Origin of the sequence: Williamwhitmania taraxaci (assembly GCF_900096565.1) — a bacterium.
GTDB lineage: Bacteria > Bacteroidota > Bacteroidia > Bacteroidales > Williamwhitmaniaceae > Williamwhitmania > Williamwhitmania taraxaci.
Genome location: NZ_FMYP01000011.1, coordinates 38,507 through 63,675, shown reverse-complemented (window position 1 = coordinate 63,675; position 25,169 = coordinate 38,507). Strand labels below are relative to the sequence as shown.

General features: G+C 39.8%; 21 protein-coding genes and 1 tRNA gene. 9 read left to right on the top strand and 13 right to left on the bottom strand.

Features of this window, described 5'->3' with window-relative positions; all coding sequences use genetic code 11:
- The first annotated feature begins 107 nt into the window (after window positions 1–107).
- The 6 genes from BLS65_RS04650 (at window position 108) to BLS65_RS04625 (ending at window position 6,477) form a co-directional block, all read left to right on the top strand.
- Window positions 108–2,450, top strand: coding sequence for a hypothetical protein (locus BLS65_RS04650; RefSeq protein ID WP_092436373.1), 2,343 nt, complete (start codon window positions 108–110; stop codon window positions 2,448–2,450).
- A 105-nt stretch (window positions 2,451–2,555) separates the two neighbouring features.
- On the top strand, window positions 2,556–3,176 hold the full coding sequence (gene yedF, locus BLS65_RS04645; RefSeq protein WP_092436371.1) for a sulfurtransferase-like selenium metabolism protein YedF: 621 nt from the start codon (window positions 2,556–2,558) through the stop codon (window positions 3,174–3,176).
- Window positions 3,176–4,300, top strand: a complete 1,125-nt coding sequence (locus BLS65_RS04640) for an aminotransferase class V-fold PLP-dependent enzyme (protein ID WP_092436369.1) — start codon at window positions 3,176–3,178, stop codon at window positions 4,298–4,300. The genes yedF and BLS65_RS04640 overlap by 1 nt, the downstream gene beginning before the upstream one ends.
- Window positions 4,301–4,309: 9 nt before the next feature.
- A complete protein-coding gene (locus BLS65_RS04635; protein WP_092436367.1) occupies window positions 4,310–4,522 on the top strand; it encodes a putative Se/S carrier protein in 213 nt (70 codons plus the stop codon).
- Between the two features lie 5 nt (window positions 4,523–4,527).
- On the top strand, window positions 4,528–5,562 hold the full coding sequence (gene selD / locus BLS65_RS04630) for a selenide, water dikinase SelD (protein ID WP_092436365.1): 1,035 nt from the start codon (window positions 4,528–4,530) through the stop codon (window positions 5,560–5,562).
- Window positions 5,563–5,568: 6 nt separating this feature from the next.
- Window positions 5,569–6,477 (top strand): hypothetical protein, encoded by a 909-nt coding sequence (locus BLS65_RS04625; RefSeq protein WP_092436363.1) that lies wholly within the window; start codon window positions 5,569–5,571, stop codon window positions 6,475–6,477.
- An 11-nt stretch (window positions 6,478–6,488) separates the two neighbouring features.
- Here the strand turns inward: BLS65_RS04625 and BLS65_RS04620 are convergent, their stop codons facing one another.
- From BLS65_RS04620 to gyrA, 3 genes are all read right to left on the bottom strand, one after another.
- Window positions 6,489–6,812, bottom strand: a complete 324-nt coding sequence (locus BLS65_RS04620; RefSeq protein ID WP_092436361.1) for a hypothetical protein — start codon at window positions 6,810–6,812, stop codon at window positions 6,489–6,491.
- A gap of 238 nt (window positions 6,813–7,050) precedes the next feature.
- Window positions 7,051–8,370 carry a tetratricopeptide repeat protein gene (locus BLS65_RS04615; RefSeq protein WP_092436358.1) on the bottom strand — a complete coding sequence of 440 codons (1,320 nt, stop codon included), beginning with the start codon at window positions 8,368–8,370 and terminating at the stop codon, window positions 7,051–7,053.
- A 55-nt stretch (window positions 8,371–8,425) separates the two neighbouring features.
- Entirely contained in the window at window positions 8,426–10,930 is a 2,505-nt protein-coding gene (gyrA, locus tag BLS65_RS04610; protein WP_092436356.1) for a DNA gyrase subunit A, read from the bottom strand.
- A gap of 235 nt (window positions 10,931–11,165) precedes the next feature.
- On the opposite strand from gyrA, the gene BLS65_RS04605 reads away from it, so the two are divergent.
- Window positions 11,166–13,691, top strand: a complete 2,526-nt coding sequence (locus BLS65_RS04605) for an ATP-dependent Clp protease ATP-binding subunit (RefSeq protein WP_092436354.1) — start codon at window positions 11,166–11,168, stop codon at window positions 13,689–13,691.
- Window positions 13,692–13,738: 47 nt separating this feature from the next.
- Here the strand turns inward: BLS65_RS04605 and rimO are convergent, their stop codons facing one another.
- The 9 genes from rimO to fabG form a co-directional block, all read right to left on the bottom strand.
- Window positions 13,739–15,049: a 30S ribosomal protein S12 methylthiotransferase RimO gene (gene rimO / locus BLS65_RS04600; protein ID WP_092436352.1), complete on the bottom strand. Its 1,311-nt coding sequence runs from the start codon at window positions 15,047–15,049 to the stop codon at window positions 13,739–13,741.
- A gap of 91 nt (window positions 15,050–15,140) precedes the next feature.
- Window positions 15,141–16,085, bottom strand: a complete 945-nt coding sequence (gene ftsY, locus BLS65_RS04595) for a signal recognition particle-docking protein FtsY (RefSeq protein ID WP_092436350.1) — start codon at window positions 16,083–16,085, stop codon at window positions 15,141–15,143.
- 77 nt (window positions 16,086–16,162) lie between these two features.
- Complete coding sequence (locus BLS65_RS04590; RefSeq protein ID WP_092436348.1) at window positions 16,163–16,318, bottom strand: DUF4295 domain-containing protein; 156 nt, start codon at window positions 16,316–16,318, stop codon at window positions 16,163–16,165.
- A gap of 9 nt (window positions 16,319–16,327) precedes the next feature.
- Complete coding sequence (rpmG, locus tag BLS65_RS04585) at window positions 16,328–16,510, bottom strand: 50S ribosomal protein L33 (protein WP_092436338.1); 183 nt, start codon at window positions 16,508–16,510, stop codon at window positions 16,328–16,330.
- Between the two features lie 25 nt (window positions 16,511–16,535).
- The gene (gene rpmB, locus BLS65_RS04580; protein WP_092436336.1) at window positions 16,536–16,778 is read right to left on the bottom strand and encodes a 50S ribosomal protein L28; all 243 of its coding nucleotides are present in this window, start codon (window positions 16,776–16,778) and stop codon (window positions 16,536–16,538) included.
- A gap of 100 nt (window positions 16,779–16,878) precedes the next feature.
- Window positions 16,879–18,123, bottom strand: a complete 1,245-nt coding sequence (locus BLS65_RS04575; RefSeq protein WP_092436334.1) for a competence/damage-inducible protein A — start codon at window positions 18,121–18,123, stop codon at window positions 16,879–16,881.
- Between the two features lie 43 nt (window positions 18,124–18,166).
- A tRNA-Thr gene (locus BLS65_RS04570) sits at window positions 18,167–18,238 on the bottom strand.
- 56 nt (window positions 18,239–18,294) lie between these two features.
- Entirely contained in the window at window positions 18,295–19,284 is a 990-nt protein-coding gene (locus BLS65_RS04565; RefSeq protein ID WP_125869766.1) for a DUF6340 family protein, read from the bottom strand.
- A 96-nt stretch (window positions 19,285–19,380) separates the two neighbouring features.
- Window positions 19,381–20,127 carry a 3-oxoacyl-[acyl-carrier-protein] reductase gene (gene fabG, locus BLS65_RS04560; protein ID WP_092436330.1) on the bottom strand — a complete coding sequence of 249 codons (747 nt, stop codon included), beginning with the start codon at window positions 20,125–20,127 and terminating at the stop codon, window positions 19,381–19,383.
- Window positions 20,128–20,289: 162 nt separating this feature from the next.
- On the opposite strand from fabG, the gene BLS65_RS04555 reads away from it, so the two are divergent.
- Window positions 20,290–22,605, top strand: coding sequence for a cache domain-containing protein (locus BLS65_RS04555; RefSeq protein WP_092436327.1), 2,316 nt, complete (start codon window positions 20,290–20,292; stop codon window positions 22,603–22,605).
- An 85-nt stretch (window positions 22,606–22,690) separates the two neighbouring features.
- Here BLS65_RS04555 and BLS65_RS04550 read toward each other — a convergent pair whose 3' ends face one another.
- Window positions 22,691–23,761: a DUF6588 family protein gene (locus BLS65_RS04550; RefSeq protein ID WP_092436325.1), complete on the bottom strand. Its 1,071-nt coding sequence runs from the start codon at window positions 23,759–23,761 to the stop codon at window positions 22,691–22,693.
- 112 nt (window positions 23,762–23,873) lie between these two features.
- On the opposite strand from BLS65_RS04550, the gene BLS65_RS04545 reads away from it, so the two are divergent.
- Window positions 23,874–25,154: a replication-associated recombination protein A gene (locus BLS65_RS04545; RefSeq protein ID WP_092436322.1), complete on the top strand. Its 1,281-nt coding sequence runs from the start codon at window positions 23,874–23,876 to the stop codon at window positions 25,152–25,154.
- Window positions 25,155–25,169 lie beyond the last annotated feature (15 nt).

Here is a 25,169-nt window from a genome sequence, read left to right as displayed (position 1 = left end):
CATCCTCAAAAATGCGATTAATCATATTTATTGGAAAAATGTAGCGTAATCATTGGATTGTTGGGGGCGAAATAATTATATTAGCCTCAAATTGACTAACTACTGCAATGTCGCTGTTCACCCATATAAAACAACCATTTTCCGTTACCAAGGCGATTGCTTTGGCGGCATTTTTATCCATATCTGTCCTTGCATTTGGTCAAAATGGAATTCTGGCTATTGGGGGTAGAGCTCTAACCAAGAACTCCAAGGCAAAAGGCATTACGGTTACGCTTATCAAAAATGGCCAAAAACTCAATAAAGATGAGATTACCGGAAACTTTGCCATCGACCTTGATTTTGGCGGTGAGTATCTCGTAAAATTTGAAAAAGAGGGGTTTGTCTCAAAAACCATCGCCATTGATACACGTATTCCTTCGGGGAGTAATGCAAAATCTGAACTTATTGAGTTTGACGTTGAACTCTACAAAAAAACAGAAGGTGTAGATATAGAAGTATTTAACAATCCGGTTGGCAAAATAAAGTATATCGCCGATGCCCAGTCTTTTGGCTATGATACCGATTACTCCATGACTGTAAAACAGAAAATGGTCGACAAAGAGCAAGAATTGTTAAAGGCTGAGGTAAAAAAGATACAAGACGAGGAACAAAAAATCAAAGATGCGGAGAAAAAGGCAGCGGAGGATCTTTTAAAACAGCAGCAAGTTGCCACGCAGCAAAAAGCTGCCGAGAAGGAACGCCTTATTACAGAAGCAAAGCAACTTGAGATAGCAAAACAAAAGGCTCAGGCTGAAGAAATAAGAAAAGCACTGGAAGAGAAGCAAAAAGTTGCTGAGTTGAAGGCAAAAGAGATTGCACGTGCAGCAGCCGTAAAAGACTCCATTCGTAGAGATGAGGTGGTAAAAGCAAAAATACTAGCAGATCAACAGGCAAAAGATTTGGCTGCAAAACAATTAGAAGAGGCCAAGAAAAAGGCAGAAGAGAAAGCACTATTAGCTGCAGCAATTAAGGCTAAGGAGGAATTACAGAAAAAGGTAACTGCCGATTCCCTGCAAAAAGTGGAATTACAAAAACAACAAGCCATTGCCTTAGCGAAGATCAAAGAGCAGGAGCACCAGAAATACGTTGCAGATTCTCTCAAACGATCACAGGAAGAAGCAAAACGACTTGCTGATCTTAAGTTTAAGGAAGAATCACGCCTGAAAGCAACACAGGACTCTATTCGAGTTGCCCAACTGCAGGCTACTAAGTTGGCAGCTGATAAAAAAGCCAAGGAAGAAGCAGACCGAATAGCTAAGGAGACAGTAAAAAAAGCGGAAGAACAGGCAAAGCTGACCGCTGAGATTAAGGCCAAGGAAGAGTTACGAAAAAAGAGTACTGCCGACTCACTGCAAAAAGTGGAAATACTAAAGCAAAAAGCAATAGCAATAGCTAAAGCAGAAGATGAAGCATACCAAAAAAAGGTAACTGATTCACTCAAACAATCACAGCAAGAGGCAAAACGGCTTGCGGATCTTAAGTTATTGGAAGAAACACGCCTGAAAACCGCACAGGACTCTATTCGAATTGCCGAACAGCAGGCTATAAAGATGGCGGCCGATAAAAAAACGAAGGAAGAGGCAGCGAAAATAGCAGCGGAGACACAAAAGAAAGCAGAAGAACAGGCAAGGTTGGCCGCGGAGCTTAAAGCAAGAGAAGAGTTAAAATCCAAGTCTATTGCTGACTCCTTGCAGAAATTGGATGCGGAGAAACAAAAATTAATGGCATTGGCAAAAATCAAGGAAGACGAAAAACAAAAGGCCACCTCCGATTCACTTAAAAAAGCCAATGATGCTGCAAGACAGCTGGCTGATGCAAATGCAAAAGAGCAAGCAAACAAAATTGCTGAGGCAACCCTTAAGCAGGCAGAAGAACAGGCAAAACTAATGGCTGAAGCTAAATCCAAGGAGGAAGCAAAAAAGCGCAACACTATTGACTCCCTTCAAAAGGCCGATGCCGAAAAGCAAAAAATGCTTTCTGAAATAAAAATCAAAGAAGAGGCAATACAGAGCGCACTGGCTGACTCATTGCAAACAGCAAGTGCAGAAAAAGAGCGTATTGCTGCGGCCGAACGTGCAGCCGAAAAAGCACGAAATCTCGAAAAAAATAAACGCGATGCACAGGAACGTAAACTAAAAGAGTTAATCGCGAATAACCAAACTAATCAGTTGAACGAAGCAAGAGAGCAAATTAGCGAATTGGAAAAAATTAATATTGCTAAAATATACGCCCAAGAACGAACCGAAGAGTTTGTAGAGAGACCGCGCGTCAAGATAACTCGGGTTATCTATAACCAAAAGGGCGTTATCACAGTTTACGTTAAAGCCCAACATGCTTTTGGCGAAACCTATTACTTTGTGGATAACCAATCAATATCTGAAACATTCTACTTCTTACAAACTGCAAAGTAAAATAAACATTCTCAAGCATCTAACAATATGATGATTATATTGTTCGTAAATGTGAATTGAACATATATCTTACAACCAACATCGACCATACATCAGAACTGAATTATGACAACTTTTGATTGCTCGCGAATGCTTTGCCCGAGGCCTCTTATTGAGGCAAAGAAAGCATACAACCAAGCTCCGTTTGGTGAACAACTTTGTTTTATTGTTGACAATAAAACTGCGGCAAACAATCTAAATACCTACTTTTCGGGAAATGGAGTTCAGTCAACAACCATCACTGAGCATAATAAGCATGTAATTACCGTAACCAAAAGTGAGTCAACTAACGACACAATTATTACCTCAAATCCTGCAGAATTCTGCGTTATAGAAACACCAACAGCTAAGATTGGAAGTATGGTTGTGGCAATTTCCAGCAATAAAATGGGAGAGGGGGATGCCGAACTTGGCACCATCCTAATGAAAGGTTTTTTTGCGGCATTATCTGAGTATGAAACGATGCCATCGGAAGTAATCTTCTACAATTCAGGCGTTTTACTACTAGTAAGCGATTCAGGAATAATCACATACCTTGAGAAAATGAAATTAATGGGGGTGAGAATCACTGCTTGCGGCACCTGTACCGATTTTTATGGGATTAAAGATATAGCCATTGGAACCATATCCAACATGTTTAGCATCCTTTCGTCTCTAAGTTCTGCATCTAAAGTAATCAAACCTTAATGGATAGTTACCTTCGGTATTTTGATAATTCAGCCACTAGTTTTCCTAAACCTCCCGAAGTAAAAGAATACATTTGCAATTACTTGGCCTCTGGAGGCACTTATGGCAGAGGAGCATACCCTCGTATCATTGAGGCAACCAGTATGGTTGAAGAGGCAAGAGAAAAAATTTGCAATATTCTAAGCGCCCAGAAACCTGAGAATGTAGTTTTTACTTCCGGCTCAACTGAAGCAATTAATACAATCCTCTATGGACTTCATTTAATCGACAAAGTAATACTTGTCTCCCCGTTGGAGCACAATGCAGTTATGCGTCCCATACAAGCCTTGTCGCTCAAGCAAAATACCAAATATCTAGTTCTGGAGCATTATAGCGATGGGACCATCAACGTTGAACGGATAAAATCACAACTAAGCCAAAATGTAGCCTTGGTTGTTGTTAACCATCAAAGCAATGTAAACGGGGTTATTCAACCTATAGAGGCCATAAAACGGGAAATAGGAATTATTCCCATTTTAGTAGATGCCTCCCAATCAATGGGAACGGTTTCAATTAATGTTGACAAAGATAATCTTGATTTCGTAGCATTTACAGGACATAAAGGGCTAATGGGTCCAACTGGCACGGGAGGATTCTATCTAGCCAATCCAGCCCTAATTTCACCACTATTGTATGGTGGAACGGGCAGCAACTCCGATAGCTTTGAACTTCCAGAAGCAATGCCTGATAAGTTCCAAGCTGGCACACCCAACCTTCTTGGATTATCGGGCTTACTCGGTGCTTTAAATGCGCGTGTCGAAAGAAGGCACACCAAAGAGGATTACCTATCTTTGCTTCAATCGGTGCGAAACATCAAAAACATTGATTGTTTCTCCGGGAATAATCCTGACCAGATAGGAGAAGTCTTCTCCTTTCGAATTGTTAACGAAAATCCAGGCATTACCGCCCATAAGCTCTATTCTGAATTTGGCATAGAAACAAGATCTGGACTTCATTGCGCACCTCTTGCACATAAGACTCTGGGAAGTTTTCCAACTGGTCTGGTAAGAATCTCATTATCACCCTACCACACAACTAACGACTTAGGATTTCTCCTTCTGGCATTAAAGCATCTTGCCAAATGAACTATTTCTATGGAAATTATTCTATTAAATAATGTTAGGACCGTTATTATTGCAGAAAAACACCTTGTTAAAGGCGGTTTTTCCTGCAATATACGACCCGTACCAACACATATAACCTCTGAGTGCGGAATGTGCATTGAAATAAAAGAAACAGAGAAAAACCAGGTAATAGAACTCCTTGCTTTAGGCAAATTCGAGTTTACTATACATCACATAATCTAATTGCAATGGAAATAGATCTTTTGAAGTTTACGGAAAACGGTGGTTGCTCTGCAAAATTACCGGCAGCCGAACTCGAAAAAGTGCTCAGCCACTTTCCAAAGATTAACAATAAAAATCTTCTTGTTGATATTGATACACAAGATGATGCCGCAGTTTACAAAATCAATGAAGATCAGGCAATAATCTTTACTACCGATTTCTTTCCCCCTTTGTGTAGCGATCCCTTTGAATTCGGTCAAATTGCTGCAGCAAACTCATTAAGCGATGTGTATGCCATGGGGGGCACTCCGTTGCTTGCCCTGAACATTGCAATGTTTCCGAGTAATTCACCACTCACTGTCTATGCAAAAATTCTGGAAGGTGGGCTGAGTATGGTCAATGATGCTTCTGCCATGCTTGTTGGAGGACATACCATTGATGATCCAATTCCCAAATATGGACTTGCAGTAATAGGACTAGTGCACCCAAACAGAGTAGTTGCCAACTCTGGGTTAAATCCCGGAGACCTACTTATCTTAACTAAGCCAATAGGTAGCGGAATAATTCTGGCAGGTCATCGAATTGGTCTTTCTGATCCGAACTCCTACTTAAAGGCTATCGAGAATATGAAGATTCTTAATAAGAATGGATTAAAAGCTATTGATGCCACAAGCGTTAGGGGCGGAACGGACATTACGGGATTTGGTCTACTGGGTCATGCCCTTAAAATGGCAAGAGCCAGCAACGTTACCATAAGAATTAATGCCCATAAAGTTCCACTACTTCCACAATCACTTGCTTTGGCCGAAGATGGATGCATTCCTGGTGCTGCATTTACAAACCTGAAATACGTTGAAGAGGAAACTTATTTTTCACCAGGAGTAGAATTTTCATATCGCGCTATCCTCGCCGACGCGCAAACTTCAGGTGGATTATTGCTTGGAATAAAGCCCGAAATGGCGTCAACCGCCCTAAAATTACTAAAAATGGAAGGAGCCGTTGAGTCTGAAATAATTGGTACGGTTGAGAACTATAACAAAAAACGAATTATAATAGAGTAATAATCTATGGTGCTAGAGGAGGGGCAAGTCGCTAATTATTTGGTTATTGCAATAAAACAAATTGAGGAAGATGGAGATACCTTTTTCATTCTTCAACATCCCAACGGGGGGAAGTTTTTATTACCACACCAACCATACAAGGATTACAATATCATTGTAGGTAACGAAATTACTTGTAGAATAGATAAAATTAACTGTTCTGGAAAAATTTTCCTTGAACCAATACATCCAATTTACAAGGAAAGTCAAGAATATGATTTTAGAGTCATTTCGTCGGCCCCTGTTACATTACCAACTGGTGAGTTGGTAGAGACCGTAATTGTTGCGGATTGCTTTGGAAATAAAATCGAAGTATTTACAACTGAGATAGACTTGTCGATCAAATTATTAAAATGTAAAATAGATTACATTCTGAAAGGAAAATTACACCTATCAACGGTTGAAAACAAGCCTAAATCAATTAAGACTCTGGAGGAAGGCTCCTACTACAAATTTAAGATTATCGCTGAAATTGGACTAGAAAACCGCCCGTATTTCGTGGTTGAAGCACCCGATAGAACAAAGCATTTCATCAATAGTCGCCCCTATAAAAAATATGGATTGAAAGTAGGAGTAACGTTTGTTGGCGTGGTGAGTAAGTTAAGCAAGAAAGGATTATTCCTTATTGAGCCAAACCACCCAGTATATATGATTGGAAGTGTTTATCTATTTAAATTAGTGGAGGTCGTCTCTTACACAAGGGAAGAAGATTTTAAACAAATCTCAAGGGTTCTTGTAATCGATACCTTCAATGAAAAAACCGCTGTAGAATGGCCGATAAATAAAAGCTATCCAGAATTGGATAGCCATATTGAATGCAGAGTTATCGGATTAAGAAAAGGAAAAGTAGTATTAGAACAAGTAAGAGTGGATTAACTTAACCCACTTTAATCGTCATAATCATCACTCGGAGTTTCCTCTGCGGGATCATCATCACTGCCTTCGTCCGGAACAGAGTCATCATGATCCTCAAAATAATCCTTTTCGTCGTCCTCTTTAATCTTAGTATCAATTTTCACATCTACCTTCACCAGGTAACTAGCATCCTCGTTATCTAGCGTAAAATAGTAGAAAAAATCCCCATTAGGCTTCTCAAACTTCTTTATATAGTCCCAATATCCCAAAGGATACTTCGCTTTTACAAGTTCGAGTAATTCTGTAGGAAGACTCTTGACGTTTGTGATTACTCGTTTTTTTTCCTTCTTTTCCATATATCGTAAACCTTCTAATTTTCTGCAATTATACGCTAAAAAATGAAATAGCAGGATATAATGAACATCAAAAATAAAAAATAATTCTAATTCCCTTCGTGCAAGCGTTGCTAATCGTTTACGTTCTACAAATATCTATTGTAGATCTAAAATATTCACAAATAATTGTCCTATAATTAATATTATGTTAAGTTAAACAAAGTAAAAGAGCGGGCACCAAAGCCCGCTCTCATTATTTCTACTTAGCCTTCATAGCATCATACTTATCCTTAAATTCGGTATACTTCTTCATCATCTCCTCGCTATCGTTCCGGAAACGGAAATATAGATTCTTCAAGGTTTCAACAACCACAAGTTCTTCAGGCTTCAACTGAAAAGATTTTTCGATATAAGGTAATGCTAACTTGAAAGAAACATCTGCGTCAGCCATTAACTTATCATAACCTTTTGTGTCGTTTATATCTAACTTGCTTGCAGTTCCTACTGTGGCAGCACCTTGGTTATAATACAAAACGCCTAGATTGAAATACGCATCAAAATATTCTGGCGACATTTCTATTGCTTTTTTATAGCTGACAATAGCTTTATCAAGATCAGGAAGTTTCTCGTAAAGTGCTGCCTCAGCAAAATACAAAGAAGGATTTTGTTGGTCACTCTCAATAGCTTTATCAAGGTAGCCGATTACCTTAATTGGATTCTCATTCTTTACAATATAGTAATTTATAAGAGCTAGCATAAGCATCTTATTTGTAGGATATTGAGAAAACCCAGCCTCAATAGTGCTTCCTGCCTTTACTGTATCATTAGCCTGCATATAACTAGTAAACAAATAGTAGTAGAGATCTCCATCCTGATCAAAGTTAATGTCTTTGGCCATGCTGAGATACTTAATGGCTTCGTCATTTTTTCCGGCCAACTGTGCCGTTAATCCTGCATAATAAATAATTATAGAATCAACCATATTTATTGTAGGATGTTTTGAACACATGTAAGATCCCTCAAATGCGGCAAAAGCACCAGCATAATCGGTAGCAATATAATTATTCATTGCCGAAGTATTATACTTTTGCTTAAGTGACTCGAAACCTACTTTTACTTTTTTGGTGCTTTTTTTGTCCACATCTAATACAAAAGCTTTATCATATGACTCGTAAGCCTTTGCGTAAGGATTTTCAACAAAATAGTTGGTCTCCTTCCAAAAAGCAACCTTTCCCTGCTGAATATACAACGTAAAATACGGGTATACTGCAGTTTCGTAAGTCTGTTCATTTACTAATGCTTGATCACTAGCAGTAGGCTTTCCCAAAAGAAGCGATGCTTCAGTTTGAGTCATGCCAGCACGAAGATTTGAACAATGAACATCGATAACCTCGCTAAACACATCACCTCTGGTAATCCAAGTCTTTGGTTGTGCTTGTTTCTTAGGGTTTTCGATATCCTTATCACTCTTTGCTAGTTTACCTTTAATTTGCTCTGCATCGGTATTACCTCCAACTTGAGCTAGTGCAACTTGAGCGGACAAACCAACTGTCGCTGCTAAAAAAAGTAATTTTTTCATTATAATCACGGATTGGGTTAGTAAAAAATTTATTTCACAAAACTAGTAATTATTTCTATTCTTCGACAGGTGTTTCTGGCGTAGATTCCTCATTAGCTATAAGTTCAGGAATTTCATCATCCTCACCCTTTTCAACTAATGCTACGGCAGCAATTTCATCCTGTTTGCGTAAGTTTATCAGCTTAACACCTTGAGTTGCTCTTCCGGTTACTCGTATGTCGCAAACATGCAAACGAATGGTGATTCCTGACTTTGTAATTATCATAAGATCATGATTATCAGTAACACCCTTAATTGCAATAAGATCACCCGTTTTATCAGTGATGCTAAGGGTTTTTACTCCCTTGCCTCCCCTATTAATTATTCGGTAATCTTCAAGGCTTGAACGCTTTCCAAAGCCCTTTTCCGACACAACCAGTATATCCTGCATATCGACATCGGTACAGACCATACCCACAACCTCATTCGTTGCCGAGATGGAAATACCCTTAACTCCAGATCCAGTTCTACCAATTGCACGAGCTTGGTCTTCAGGAAATCTAACTGCCTTTCCTTCTCTTGCAGCAAGAAGAATATCTGACTTACCGTTAGTTAATTTAGCCTCAATTAGTTGATCGCCTTCCTTGATGGTAATTGCATTAACTCCAGTTTGTCTTGGTCGAGAGTAAGCTTCCAATAACGTCTTCTTTATTATTCCTTTTTTTGTACAGAGAATAATATAGTTATTGGTAATATACTCCTGATCAGTAAGCTTCTTGAGATTAATATATGCTTTAACCTTATCGTCAGGCTCAATATTTATAATGTTTTGAATAGCTCTGCCCTTCGTTGATTTTGCACCTTCGGGAATATCATAAACCTTAAGCCAATAGCAGCGCCCCTTCTCGGTAAAGAACAGCATGGTGTTGTGCATGGATGCCACAAAAATATGCTCAATAAAGTCAGCATCCCTAGTGGCCGATCCTTTGGTTCCAACCCCACCCCTATTTTGTGTCTTAAACTCTGTAAGCGGTGTACGTTTTATGTATCCTAGATGCGAAATGGTAATAACAGCATCATCGTCGGCATAAAAGTCCTCAGGATTAAATTCTTCGGCAGTATGAACGATATCCGTTCTACGTGGATCATTATACTTATCCTTAACCTCAAGCAACTCATCCTTAATGATTTTCATTTGCAATACCACGTCGGACAAAATCAACTTGAAATACTCTATTCGTTTCATCAACTCGTCAAACTCTTCTTTCAGTTTGTCGCGCTCAAGACCAGTTAGGCTTCGCAACCTCATTTCAATGATTGCCCTAGACTGTAAGTCGGATAGATTAAACTTCGACATCAGCCCTTCTCTTGCAATGTCAGGAGTGGCAGAGGAACGAATCAAGGCGATAATTTCATCAATATGGTCAAGTGCAATAAGCAACCCTTCAAGAATATGAGCCCTTTTTGCTGCTTGGTCCAAATCAAACCTAGTTCGACGAATAATAACGTCATGTCGGTGAGCAACAAAACATGAAATTAAATCCTTCAGGTTCAATTGCTTAGGCCGTCCGTCAACAAGTGCTATATTATTAATAGGAAAGGTCGATTGCAGTTGTGTATACTTATAAAGATTATTAAGCACCACATTTGCAACAGCTTCACGCTTGAGAATAATCACAATGCGCATCCCTGTTCTATCGGATTCATCATTGATGTAAGAGATACCTTCCAATTTCTTTTCATTGATCAAATCGGCAATTTTCTTGATCATCTCTGCCTTATTGACCATGTAGGGAATCTCGGTAATTATAATCTTTGCTCTACCGCTGTCGGTAAACTCAAGTTCCGATTTAGCCCTAACAACAATTCGTCCTCTCCCAGTTTCAAATGCTTCCTTAATTCCTTGGTATCCATAAATGGTTCCACCAGTCGGAAAATCAGGGCCTTTAATATACTTAAGAAGTTCCTCTATTGTTATTTCATTGTTGTCGATGTAAGCGCCAATTGCATCAATTACCTCCCCAAGGTTGTGCGGGGCCATATTTGTTGCCATACCCACTGCAATACCCGATGCACCATTTACGAGCAAAACGGGAATCCTAGTGGGGAGAACGGTTGGCTCTTCGAGGGTATCGTCAAAGTTTAACTTGAAATCGACAGTTTGCTTATCGATATCAGCAAGCGTTTCTTCTGCAATTTTCTTGAACCTGGCCTCAGTATAACGCATCGCAGCAGGGCTATCGCCATCCACTGAACCAAAGTTACCCTGACCATCTACCAACGGATATCGTAACGACCACGGTTGGGCCATTCTAACCATTGCATCATATACTGAGGTGTCTCCGTGAGGGTGATACTTACCAAGAACCTCTCCAACAATACGCGCAGATTTTTTGTAGGGCTTAGTGGCCATCACTCCCAGTTCAGACATACCAAACAGTACTCTTCTGTGAACCGGTTTAAGTCCATCCCTTACATCAGGCAGCGCGCGAGATACAATTACCGACATCGAATAATCGATATAGGCAGATTTCATCTCTTCCTCAATGTTTATCTTTACAATTCTTTCTCCTTCAGCCATAATCTGATGGTTTCTCTTTTCATTTTAGCGTGCTAAAATACTTATTTTTTATGGATATAGCGACACTTAATCACCCTAATTTATTAACATTTTTTACCTTAGTGTTCAATAGTTGGAAAGGCACGATACAAAAACGGTTCTTTTCAAAATTCTATCACATTTTTCATAAACATCCCATCACATTTTGGGTTTATTGTATTACTTTAGTAGAAATTTTCAACAATCGGAGTATAATATGGACTCTAATTTTTCAAAAAGAATTAAGGATATTTTAAGTTATAGCAAAGAAGAAGCTATCCGACTTGGAAATCCGTCAATTGGTACAGAGCATCTATTTCTTGGCATTTTGCGTGAGGGAGAAGGAATGGCAGTGGATATACTCAAGTCATTGGGTGCCGATTTGCCTAACCTAAAGCAGCAAGTCGAGGATAGAGTTAGAACCGATGCAATCGTGGATTTATCGGAACTAGATAATCTTAACCTGTATAAATCTGCAGAAAGAGCCCTAAAGTTAGTTTTTCTGGAGGCACGCTCGCTTAAAAGTGAAACTATCACATCAGCTCATCTCCTACTGGCCATACTTAAGGATGAAGGAAGCCTTGTTGCTCAAGTTCTTGGTGATTCAAATATTGATTACTATGCCATTCGCAATAAAATGGAAGGAAGTCAAGTGCAATCCCGTGCCGATTACTCCGACGATGACGATGAAAAAGAACAGTTTGGTATACCCAAAAGCAATCCACAGCCTGGTTCGCGGCCAAACTCGGATACGCCGGTCCTCGATAATTTCGGAATAGATCTTACCAAAGCAGCTGAAGAGAATCGGCTTGATCCAATTATTGGACGTGAAAAGGAGATTGAACGAATTGCGCAAATCCTTAGTCGGAGAAAGAAGAACAATCCAATATTAATAGGTGAACCCGGCGTTGGTAAATCAGCAATTGCCGAAGGTTTAGCTCTTCGGATTACGAAGAAAAAAGTATCGCGGGTGCTTTTCAATAAGCGTGTGGTTGCGTTAGACTTAGCCGCAATTGTTGCCGGAACAAAGTATCGCGGGCAGTTTGAGGAGCGGATGAAGGCAATCCTCAATGAACTCGCCAAGACCAATAACGTTATTCTATTTATTGATGAGATACACACAATTGTTGGAGCAGGAGGTGCAACAGGATCGTTGGATGCAGCAAATATGCTTAAACCAGCACTTGCTCGTGGCGAAATTCAGTGTATTGGAGCCACAACACTCGATGAATACCGAGAACACATCGAAAAAGATGGAGCCCTAGAACGTCGTTTTCAGAAGGTTATGGTTGAACCAACCTCGCCGGAGGAAACATACGAAATACTCAACAACATTAAGGAGCGATATGAGGATCACCACAACGTCATATATACACCTGATGCTATTGATGCCTGCGTTAAGCTCACCCAGCGATACATATCAGATAGACATCTCCCAGATAAAGCAATTGACGCCTTAGATGAAGCTGGTTCACGAGTGCATATTGCCAATATAAAAGTTCCTGAAAGGGTTCTTCTTCTTGAGAAGCAAATTGAGGAGACTCGAAATGAAAAACTAAAAGCAGTTAAAAATCAGAACTTCGAAATGGCTGCGTCCTTTAGAGATAGAGAGCGGCAGTTTACTGAACTACTCGATCAGGAGCAAAAAAAGTGGGAGAAAGATCTAACTCAAAACAGAGAAACCGTTGATGCTGAAAAGGTTGCTGAAGTAGTTGCCATGATGACCGGTGTACCTGTTCAACGAATTGCACAGGCCGAAGGCGAACGACTACTAAAAATGGCCGACGAGCTTAAAACAAAGGTAATTGGGCAAGACAATGCCATTGATAAAATCGTTAAGTCTATTCAACGCAACCGGGCAGGGCTTAAAGATCCGCTAAAACCCATAGGAACGTTTGTTTTCTTAGGACCTACCGGCGTTGGAAAGACACAACTGGCTAAGGTATTAGCGAAATACTTGTTCGATACTACCGATAATCTAATTCGGGTTGATATGAGCGAATATATGGAGAAATTTTCTGTATCGCGCTTAGTCGGAGCCCCTCCCGGATACATTGGTTATGAGGAAGGTGGACAGCTTACAGAAAAAGTGAGAAGAAAACCATACTCCGTTGTTCTCCTTGATGAAATAGAGAAAGCACATCCCGACGTTTTTCATATTCTTTTGCAGGTTCTGGACGAAGGTATTCTTACAGATAGTTTAGGCAGAAAGGTTGACTTTAAAAATACCATCGTAATAATGACCTCCAATATTGGTAGTCGCGATTTAAAGGAATTTGGCCAAAGTGTTGGATTTTCGACACAAGCCAAGGATCAGGGAACTGGAGAATACTCTAAAAGCCTAGTTCAAAAAGCGTTGAAGAGAACCTTCGCTCCCGAATTTCTGAATCGTATCGATGATATCATTATGTTCAACCAGCTTGAGCGCAAAGAGTTACATAAGATTATTGATCTTGAACTTAAAGGTCTAATTGATCGTGTTGCAGGTTTAGGCTTCGTTATAAAGATTAGCCTAGCAGCGAAGGATTTTATCGTGGAAAAAGGCTACGATGTGCAATTTGGAGCAAGACCTCTAAAGCGTGCAATCCAAAAGTATTTGGAAGATCCATTGGCCGAAGTTATTATAAAGGGATCCATTGCTCAAGGCACAGTAATCTCAGTTGGTTTCACAAAAGGCAAGGAAGATTTAAATATAAAAGTTGCCAAAAATGGAGTTGCCGATAGCGATGATCAAAATGACTAAATAGGATAGAAAAAGGCGGTTTTCAGAAACCGCCTTTTTTTTGATAACTAGAGAATAACATCTCCTATTAAATCATAATCGATTGAATCCATAATCTTTACGTTATAGAACTCACCACAAATCAAACTAAAATCACCTTTTTTAACCATTACCTCACCATCCACTTCCGGTGAATCATGCTCGGTCCGGCCAATATAGAAATCAGCTTCTTCTTGGTCAATAATCACTCGAATTACTGACCCTATTTTTTGGCGATTAAGTTCCTCTGCAATGTTTTGCTGCAATTTCATTATTTCCCCTGCTCTACGAAGCTTCTCTTCCAACGGAATAGTGTCTTGAAAACTTTTTGCACCATAAGTTCCCTCCTCTTCTGAGTAAGGAAAAACGCCGAGACGGTCAAATTTCACTTTAGTCACAAAACGACATAACTCGTCAAACTCATCGATCCCCTCACCCGGATGACCAACCAGAAGTGTGGTTCTAAGCGCTAAATTTGGAATACCCTTTCGCAATTTTTCGATAAGCGTATAGGTCTCTTCCATAGAAATTCCACGTCTCATATTTAGCAGCACTGTATCGCTAATATGTTGAAAGGGAATATCCAAATAATTACAAATCTTAGGGTTATTTGCAATAGTTTCAATTAACTCTTCTGGAAACTGAGATGGGAATGCATAGTGAAGCCGTATCCATTCAATTCCATCAATCGATGAGAGTTCGGTGAGCAATTCAGAAATTCTTCTTTTGCCGTAAATATCTTGTCCGTAGTATGTCGAATCCTGGGCAATAACAATCAACTCTCTCACCCCCTTTTTTGCCAATAGTTGGGCCTCTACCACCAAATCTTCCATGCGACGGGAAACATGCTTCCCTCGAATCAGGGGAATGGCGCAGTAAGAACAGCCCCATGAACAGCCCTCAGATATTTTAAGGTAGGCATAATGATCTGGTGTTGTTAATTCCCGCTCATTTAGCAGTTGCTGCCTATACTCGGCACCGATTACCTTTACTACCGTTTTCAGTTCGTTTACACCAAAGAAACCGTCAATCTCGGGCATCTCTGCTGAGAGTTCCTCTCTGTAGCGCTGGGAAAGGCAACCAAAAACAAAAATTTTATCGATTTGACCACTTTTCTTTGCCTCAGCAAACTTCAGGATCATTTCAATTGATTCTTCCTTGGCATCGCCAATAAAACCACAGGTATTTATAAGAACAATATTCGATTTAGAAAGATCATCAGAATTATGAACAACCGAAAAACCAGAACTAGTAAGCTGGCGCATAACCTGCTCTGAATCAACAATATTTTTAGAACACCCTAGTGTAACTACATTTACAGTTTTACTCTTACTTCCCATAACAAAGATGCTATACTAGATTAAAAACAGTATGGGTTTAAACGCAATTGCGTAAACCCATTACCAAGATGATATTTGCAAAACAAGTGGTTTACTTGAAAAGTGTATCGACAAAAGCCTTTCTATCAAATAACTGCAAATCATCAATTCCTTCACCAAGTCCAATATACCTTACCGGAATCTTGAATTGGTCTGAGATACCAATTACTACTCCACCTTTTGCGGTTCCGTCGAGTTTTGTAATGGCTAATGCCGTAACCTCCGTGGCTAAGGTGAATTGTTTGGCCTGTTCAAAAGCATTCTGCCCAGTAGATCCATCAAGAACGAGCAAAACCTCATGAGGCGCAGTTGGGATCACTTTCTTCATCACGGTTTTGATCTTGGTAAGCTCGTTCATCAAGGCAATCTTATTGTGGAGTCGCCCTGCGGTATCAATAATAACGATATCCGCATTTTTTGTCTTTGCAGAAGCCAAGGTATCAAAAGCAACCGAGGCGGGATCAGAGCCCATTTGCTGCTTCACAATTTCCACATTCGCTCTTTCGGCCCAGACAACAAGTTGGTCCACAGCAGCAGCCCTAAAGGTATCTCCGGCACCAATTATGACCTTTTTTCCAGCCTTGGCAAACATGTTTGCGAGTTTCCCTATGGTTGTAGTTTTTCCCACTCCATTTACCCCAACAACCATAATAACATAAGGCTCACCAAGCGAATTCGCTTCCGTATAGTCATTATTCGCATGGCTCTCCTCAAGTAAGAAGGATATCTCCTCACGCAGGATACCGTTGAGTTCAGCAGTATTAAGGTATTTCTCTTTTGCTACTCTATCTTGGATCCGACCAATAATTTTTAGCGTGGTCTCCACCCCTACATCAGAGGTAACCAACATCTCCTCTAGGTCATCGAGCACATCGTCATCAACCTTAGACCGACCAGCAACAACACGAGAAAGTTTCAGAAGAACACTCTCCTTCGTTTTTTCGAGTCCTTTGTCTAATGACTCCGATTTTCCCGAGAAAATATCAAAAAAACCCATGATAACTCAATTAGGAATATGATTATAACAAAAAAGCTTCCTTAACAGAAGCTTTCTTTGTTTTAAAACAAAACGTTTTATTTCTTGCTGAAGAAGTCTTTCACTTCAGCATTTAGGATCATTTCTTCTTTAAAAACGTAGGCGTCAGTCTTCTCAGACTTTACCAGTTTAAGGCATTTGGTATAGTTTTTACCAGCGCCTTTTTGCAACGATGCTACTACTTTCTTTGCCATGGCTCAAACTTATTTAATTTCCCTGTGGAGAGTTACTTTTTTAAGAATTGAGTTATATTTCTTACGCTCAATTCTATCAGGAGTATTCTTTTTGTTCTTAGTGGTAATGTACCTCGAAGTCCCGGGCATTCCACTTTCCTTATGTTCGGTGCATTCTAATATGACCTGAACGCGATTACCTTTCTTTGCCATTGCTAAATGCCTTTTTTACAGTTTCTTAGTATTCGCAAATTAAACCGATGCTTTGAGCTCTTTTAATAGCTTCTTTCAACCCAAGCTTGTTGATAGTTCTCATTCCGGCAGCCGAAACTTTAAGAACTACCCAGCGGTTTTCCTCCTCAAGGAAGAATTTCTTCTTCTGGAGATTAGGATTAAACATCCTCTTAGTCTTAACATTTGAGTGAGAAACATTGTTTCCAACTCTAGGTATCCTACCTGTGATCTGACAAATCTTTGACATTGTTCAGTATTTTAGCCTTACTTTATTTTCCAAAACAGAGCGCAAATTAAGGCATTTTATTCCAGTCCATCAAATATTACCAAAGATATTTTGCCTCAATTTACTTTTTTTTCAATAGTTCGAGTCGGAGAATGTTTAGGGCACGAGAAGATGCACGAATAATATTTCGTTCACGATTATCTCCAAAACGATGCCTTTCAGCAACAACTCCCTCAGGACCAGCTATAGCAATCCAAATAGTGCCAACTGGCTTTTCGTCGGTTCCACCTCCCGGCCCAGCAATTCCGGAGATAGCAATGGCATAATCGGTATTAAAAAGCAATCTACAACCTTTAGCCATTTCCGACACCACTTCCCCGCTTACCGCTCCGTAGGTCTCAATTGTACCAGAATCTACTCCAATCAACTTTACCTTAGCTGTGTTAGAATAGGCAATAACACCGCCCATAAAATACCTGCTGCTACCTTCAACCGAAGTAACCATATGAGCAATATTCCCACCCGTACAACTTTCTGCAACCGACAATGTTAATTTATTGTTTGACAATATATTACCAACAACTACCTCTATCGGTTCATCAACTAATGAAAAAATATTATCAGGTATGATTTGCTGCAACTTAGTAATTTGATGCTGAATCTCAGATTCTAGCAATTCGCTACTATTTCCTCGGGCAGAAAGACGTAATTTCAGGGATGTTGGACTAGGAAGGTAAGCCAATTTAATATGAACTGGCAGGTTATCTTCCCATTCCGTAAGCATTTCTGCAAGGGTAGATTCCGGTAAGCCTATAGTCATTACCGTACGATGCACGACCACAACGTCATTTAATTGTAGCATCAATAACGGCATTACCTGCTCCTTCATGAGATGCTTCATCTCGAAAGGAACACCAGGCAATGAAAAGAATCGTCTTGCTCCTCTCTCAAAAAGCAATCCTGACGCTGTTCCAATCTTATTTGGAAGAACGATTGCTCCTGTCGGTACTAAAGCCTGATTTCGATTTAAATCGTTCATAACGACCCCACGTGCAGAGAGCAAAGACTCAACATGATTTAGAACCTCATTATTCAGTTCTAACGGCATTCCAAAGAAATCGGAAAGTGTTTTGATTGTTAAATCATCTTTGGTTGGACCTAATCCTCCAGTCATTATTATGACATCAGCCGCTTGTTCTGCATTAACTAGCGCCGCCTTTATATGGTAAGGATCATCCGAAACCGCAGTAATCTGGCGTACAATAATCCCCACAGAGCTAAGTTGTGACGCAATGTAGTTTGAATTGGTATCTACGGTTTGACCTATTAAGATCTCATCACCAATTGTAATTATTTCTGCAACCATAGTAGATAAAAAAAGAGCGGCTAATGCCACTCAATTACTAAAGAGCCTCTCATGGGATTTGAACCCACGACCTGCTGTTTACGAAACAGCTGCTCTACCGCTGAGCTAAAGAGGCATAAATCGTGCGCAAAAGTAACTCTTTTTATTACTTTTCAAAGAAGTTAGGGTCCTTTACTTAAAGGATTCTAATAATTTCTGTGACTTCAACCTCAGTTGAATAATTTCGCGGTATTTAGACACTTCTGAAGTGCTAGGAATTAATGAATCGGCTACATCGAGCCAACTTATTGCGAGCATTAAGTCGTTCTGGACTTCGCTGGCAACAGCCAGATTATATGCCGCTTGCCATTTGAGTTTAGGAGTTTTACTTCCACCTACCTGCCAACTCCATATCTTAACGGCATTTTCCCAATCGCCAATCTTAGCATAATTCTTGGCTTGAACCCACTTGGCATCAACTCCGACAAAAATGCTCCTATATACCGTATTCCAAAAAGGGGCGAAAGCTTTTGCACTAGTAGTTCCACATTCCGATCCGACCCATGAGGCAACTTCATTTAAGTTTGGAAGGCTATTTATAGCAAGTTGTTTAGATCCACCGCTTCCATCCCAATTATAAACTTGTTTAAAAAAATATTCCCCAACAACTTGCTTCGATTCGGTTGAGTATGCACGCCACGCTCCTACTGCATCCACCTCAAGAATGGAGGCATAACCACCTGCAGATGAAGGGAACGCTGTAATTTCAGGACTAAGCGAGAAGTAATCCAACGAAAGAATCACCTCTCCCTTTGTTTTTTGGACTACCTTAAATAATTCACTTTCTGAGAGAACGAAATTCTTATCAGCTCGACTATCATCGACTTGTAATTGAGTTATAACCACATTCGTTTGAGGATACAATGAATTTTGCTTTATAGACGAGGTAATTGCAGAAGCAGCAAAGTCTGAGGCAAGGCTATCGATATCATTCCTATTTCCAAGAATTTTCGGCAAGCGATTACTTGGCGAGTAATTGTAGTTTACAGTAATGGGGTTAGTGGGATTTAAATAGTAAGACATAGGGGGCTCTAATGTCTCAATAGAAATATAGGTTTGATAGCTGCAGCCACTTAATATGGATGCTAATCCCAGTAGTATTATAATGCGATTACGTATCATAAGTGCTATTTTTTATGTTCTAAAAAATACAACTTTCATGCCAAAAAAATAGAGCCACCCAAGGGATGGCTCTACCTATTATAATACGATGTTTAGTTAATCTTGCATGCCGCCGCAAACAGGAATAACTTGTCCTGTAACGTAACTAGACAATTCCGATCCAAGGAAAACGCAAACATTAGCAACATCTTCAGGAGTTCCTCCTCTCCTCAAAGGAATCTTACTAACCCACTCATTTCGAACATCTTCTGGCAATTTATGAGTCATTTCAGTTATGATAAAGCCAGGAGCAATTGCATTACAACGTATATTTCTGGAGCCTAATTCTTTGGCGATTGACTTTGTAAAGCCAATAATACCTGCTTTGGAAGCAGAATAGTTTGCTTGACCGGCATTCCCAGATAAACCAACGACCGAACTCATATTGATAATCGATCCATTTTTTTTCTTCAGCATGATGCCCTGCACAGCCTTAGTTAGGTTGAATACAGACTTAAGATTCACATTTATTACCAAATCCCATTGCTCTTCAGTCATTCGAAGCAGTAATGTGTCTCTAGTAATACCTGCATTATTTACAAGTATCTCTATTGAGCCAAATTCCTTAACCACACCATCCACTAGCTTTTGGGAATCTTCAAACTTAGAAGCATCGGATACGAAACCCTTAACTTTTACTCCAAAGGCTCGTAATTCCTTTTCCGTGTTTTGAAAGTTTTCATCTTCTACAAGGTCGGTGAAGGCAATATTAGCACCTTGTTCTGCAAATTTCAGTGAAATTGCTTTTCCAATTCCTCTTGCACCGCCCGTAATTAGGGCAGTTTTACCATTAAGTAGTTTCATGGTTATTACAAATTAGTTTTTACAAACCTAGTTAAAATCCACAAATTGGTAAAATGTATGTGCAAATGACTACAATAATATGTTCTTTTCTCAGCCAAAATCTCTGCAATGATCCTTTTTTTTGCTTATTTTGGTGGCTGAAACAATCAACAAACCAATCCAATGAGAATCAAGCTAAAAATTAGAACAAAGCTTTTGCTCTCTATTCTCACGGTTACTGCAATCGTATATACCGCCTCCATGGGGTACATGAGCGCCAAGTTACAAAACCTTGCCCTCAAGGATGCGAAGGAAATTGCGGATGCCTATGCTCGTGAAAATGCAAATCTGACTAAGGCTAACCTCAATGTCGATATGAACATGACCCGAGGCCTAGCGCATTCCCTTTCCAAAATCAAAGACATCCCCAAGAACCAGCAGGTTGAAAGCATTAAGCGTGCCCTCGAAGGAGTAGCGGTTGAAAATCCAGAATTTCTCTCGGTATGGGTTAACTTTGAGATTAGCACCTTTGATTCCACTTATAAAAAGGATTATGGACGCCAACGCTATACCTTCTGGTGGGAAAATAATGCACTTCGGTATAAGGAAGAAATATTAAATTTGGATGGAGATAATGTAACTGGAGCTTACTTCTTAATGAAGCAATCTAAAGAGGAAACAGTTCTTAATCCCTATTGGTTTACCTATTTAGAAGGAGGAAAACCTATCTTAGAATCCTCTGTTTGTGTGCCACTGATTGAAAATAATAGATTTTTGGGAGTTTTTGGATTGGATCTCTCCCTTGAACGATTCCAGCCAATTGTAGAAAGCATAAAACCTTTTGAAAACAGCTTCGCTTACTTAGTATCGAACGATGGAGCAATTGTAGCGCATCCAAACCGAGAATTAGTTGGAAAGAAGATCAAGGAAGTAATGCCTTTACTGGATAGCCTGAATAATATCTCAGAACAGATTAAAACAGGAAAAGCCTTCAACTATTCAACCCTCGATTCCTCACTTGCCTCGACTGTTTATGTCTCCTATGCACCAATATTTATTGGGAAATCGAAAACACCATGGTCTATCGCTATAGTTGCACCCCTGAAAGTTCTTGTTAAAGAGGCAGATATCGCTTTTCGAAATAGCCTAATGATTGGAGTGTTTGGATTCCTTCTCTTGATGGGAGTTTTGTGGGTATTGGCCTATAACATTACCCATCCCCTTGTAAGGACCATAAGCGTAATCAGAAGTTTAGCAAAAGGGGAATTTGATACAAACAACCTACTAGAAGCCAATACCGGTGATGAGATTGAGGATATAAGCACATCTGTAAACACCTTAATACAGGGTCTAGGGAAAACTACAGAGTTTGCAAAGGAGATTGGCGTGGGAAATCTTGAGGTCAACTACCAAAGTTTGGGTAGAAACGATATGCTTGGTAAGGCACTACTAGAGATGCAGAAGAGTTTAGTCCATTCAAAAAACCAAGAAGAAGTGAGGCGGCAGGAAGATGAAAAGCATAGTTGGGCCACAAGAGGGCTCGCAATGTTCGCCGAAATCCTTCGACAAAATAACAACAACCTAGAGGAATTATCCTATCAAGTAATATCCAACCTAGTTAAGTATAGCAACTGCAATTTGGGTGGCTTATTTCTAAAGAATGAAGATAACGCCTCCGATAAGTACTTAGAACTAAAATCTTGCTACGCATACGATAAGCGAAAGTTTTTAGAAAAGCGAGTTGAAATAAGTGAAGGCCTTGTAGGACGTTGTGCCCAAGAGTCGGAAACAATTTACTTAACGGAAATACCAGAGGGTTACATAACTATTGCTTCTGGATTGGGAGAGAAATCACCAACCTGCCTCCTTTTAGTGCCTCTAACGTTGAATGATGATGTCTTTGGTGTAATTGAAATAGCCTCACTGGAGATAATAGAAGATTACGTTGTTGAGTTTATTGAAAAAATTGGTGAAACTATTGCAGCCACCCTTTCGAATGTTAAGATAAACATTAGAACAGTGGAACTGCTCGAGGCCTCACGGCAACAATCGGAGGAGCTGGCGTCTCAAGAAGAGGAGATGCGACAAAACATGGAAGAGTTACAAGCAACCCAGGAGGAAGCTGCAAGAAAAACAGGTGAAATGGAGTCGCTAATCAATGCGCTCAATGCATCCAGTTACGTAGTTGAATATAGCCTCGATGGCAGAATAACTAGCGTAAATGACGCCTTTGTTGCCGTGCTCAATAAACCCAGAGAAGCTGTCATTGGAGAGCATCACTCGGCTAATATTGTTCTTGATGCAAAACAGAAAAAAGAATACGACAAATTCTGGAATGATTTACGCCGAGGGGTTATAAAGAAGGAAACTACAAAGCTGAAAGTTAACAATGAAACGTATACCTTTTTGGAGACCTACACTCCAATATATGATGAGAATCGAAAGATCTACAAAATACTTAAGATAGCTCATAACATAACGGATTTTACTCATAAATAAAAGAGAGGGTGTCGTTGACACCCTCTCTTTTTTCATATTCAATTGTTATGCCATTCTGTCTTACTGCAAAGATCAAGAATTATAACTATCTAAAATTTATACCAATACCCGCATTAACCGTTGAGTATTTGGACAAGGTATAATCAATATGGAAGGCAATAATTGCAAGTTTTATACGAATCCCTGCATTAGCAGAAACTCCATTATTCTTAAAGGAAAGGCTAAATGGATCAGTCCAATTTTGATTTCCAGATACCACAACATTCCCGCCTTGTTGCTCCAATCCTACCGGGAAATTACCTTTTAAATCCATTGTAGTTTTGGTGATATTATATCCCAAGCCAGCATAAACTGTAAGAACAGGTATCGATTTTGAAATAATTAATCGAGTGGCAATAGCCGAAGATTTAATATTAAGCATTTGATCATTGTAGTAGGATGCACTTGGTGCCGAAGCCTCTGGCTTATATGATATATCTATATCCGAATTAAAGCTTGTATACCCAACCATGGCCGAAAGGCTAAATGGAAGCAGGCTTATGCCCGGTATAAGCTCTTTAAATTCGTTTTTAATACCAATACCCCACAAGCTCACGTTGCCAACATCGGGAATATCAGTTTTAGGAACAAAGCGCCCCACAATTTCGGTATGAAAAGGTAGTCCAACACCAGCTTGGAGTATGGGAACCGGTATTGCGCTTAAATTCCCACCACTAGGTAAGGTAAACTGAACACTCTGGTTAACAGGAACTCCTCCAACATCAACCGTTCCATTATACTTCACTTTGGGTCCACTTCCACCACCCGATACAGTTGGAGAAGAGGAATTCTGACCAGTTACAAGAGAAACATTATTTAGTCCTAAACTATTTACGTCAAAACTCTTATCCGATGAAGGAACAATAACAGTATTAAGAGAGAATGTAAGGTCAAAACCACCCAATTTATGAGGCTTGCCGCTATTATACCAACTACCACTCAACCCCCATCCCAATCCCTTGCCAAACGGCCTTAAATAAGCTTCAGATAGCTTGGTTGCATCCTGTTGGCTCACTCTTAAAAAAGCAGTAACATCCTGTTGGGCTACCAAGCTCATTGGTGTATAGGCGATCAAGCCAATCAGCCCTAATCGAAGTAAGAAGGTTTTCTTTTTCATAGCAGGTTTGTTTAAAATTTGCTGAAATGTATTAATTTCTTCTGAATTAACAGTAACCCTTATAATATGGTTCGTAAGAAATCGGAGAATATACTATTTTTACACAAAAAAAATGGATAACCAAACTCCGTTAGCCGAAAGGCTAAGGCCAACAAAGATTGAGGATTACCTCGGCCAAGCGCATCTTGTGGGTAAAGGTGCCATTCTTCGCCGAGCAATTGAATCGGGAAACCTTCCCTCATTCTTGCTTTGGGGGCCTCCAGGTGTTGGTAAAACTACGTTGGCAAAATTAGTAGCCCACGAGCTGAACCGCAATATTTTTGTCCTAAATGCTATTAATTCTGGAGTAAAAGAGGTAAGAGAGGTCTTCGAGAAAGCAAAAAAACTGCAATTTTTCAACTCAGCACCACCAATTCTATTTATCGATGAAATCCATCGTTTTAATAAAGCCCAACAAGATTCCCTATTAAGTGCAGTTGAACAAGGAATTGTTACTCTAATTGGAGCCACCACAGAGAATCCATCGTTTGAGGTAATATCGCCACTATTATCACGATGTCAGGTATTTATACTCAAGTCGCTGGAAGATGCGGACATGCTCAAATTGCTCGAAAGAGCGCTTACCACAGACCTTTTCCTTAAGCAAAAGACAGTTATTATTGAAGAAACCGATGCAATACTTCGATTTGCAGGAGGCGATGCACGAAAACTCCTGAATATCCTTGAAATTGTTGTTGGAGCTTCCGAGGAAGAGACCATAATCGTGTCCAACCTTATCGTAACTAGTCGCCTTCAAGAGAATATTGCTCTTTATGATAAGAATGGCGAGCAACATTACGATATTGCCAGTGCACTAATCAAATCTATTCGCGGCAGCGATCCTCAGGCAGCCGTATACTGGTTGGCACGAATGATTGAAGGCGGAGAAGATCCAAAATTCATTGCACGAAGGCTCATAATATCGGCTTCAGAAGATATTGGATTAGCGAATCCTAACGCGCTTCTTCTGGCAACTAATGGATTTCAGGCTGTTAATGTAATTGGAATGCCCGAATCTCGAATTATTCTTTCGGAAGTTGCAATTTATCTTGCCACTAGCCCGAAGAGCAACTCCAGCTACATAGCTATAGATGCTGCGCTTCAAAAAGTTGGTGAAACTGGAAATTTACCTGTGCCACTCCACTTAAGAAACGCTCCAACAAAGTTAATGAAAGATATTGGCTACGGTAAAGAATACCAATACGCACATAGTTTTGATGGCAATTTTGCTGATCAAGAGTATCTTCCAGAGAAGATATCTCGAACGGTATTCTACAACCCTGGGAATAATAGCAAGGAAAAAGAGTTACTACTGAAGCAGAATAGCCTGTGGAAGGGAAAGTATTCATTTTAGTTTTCTTAATTTTGT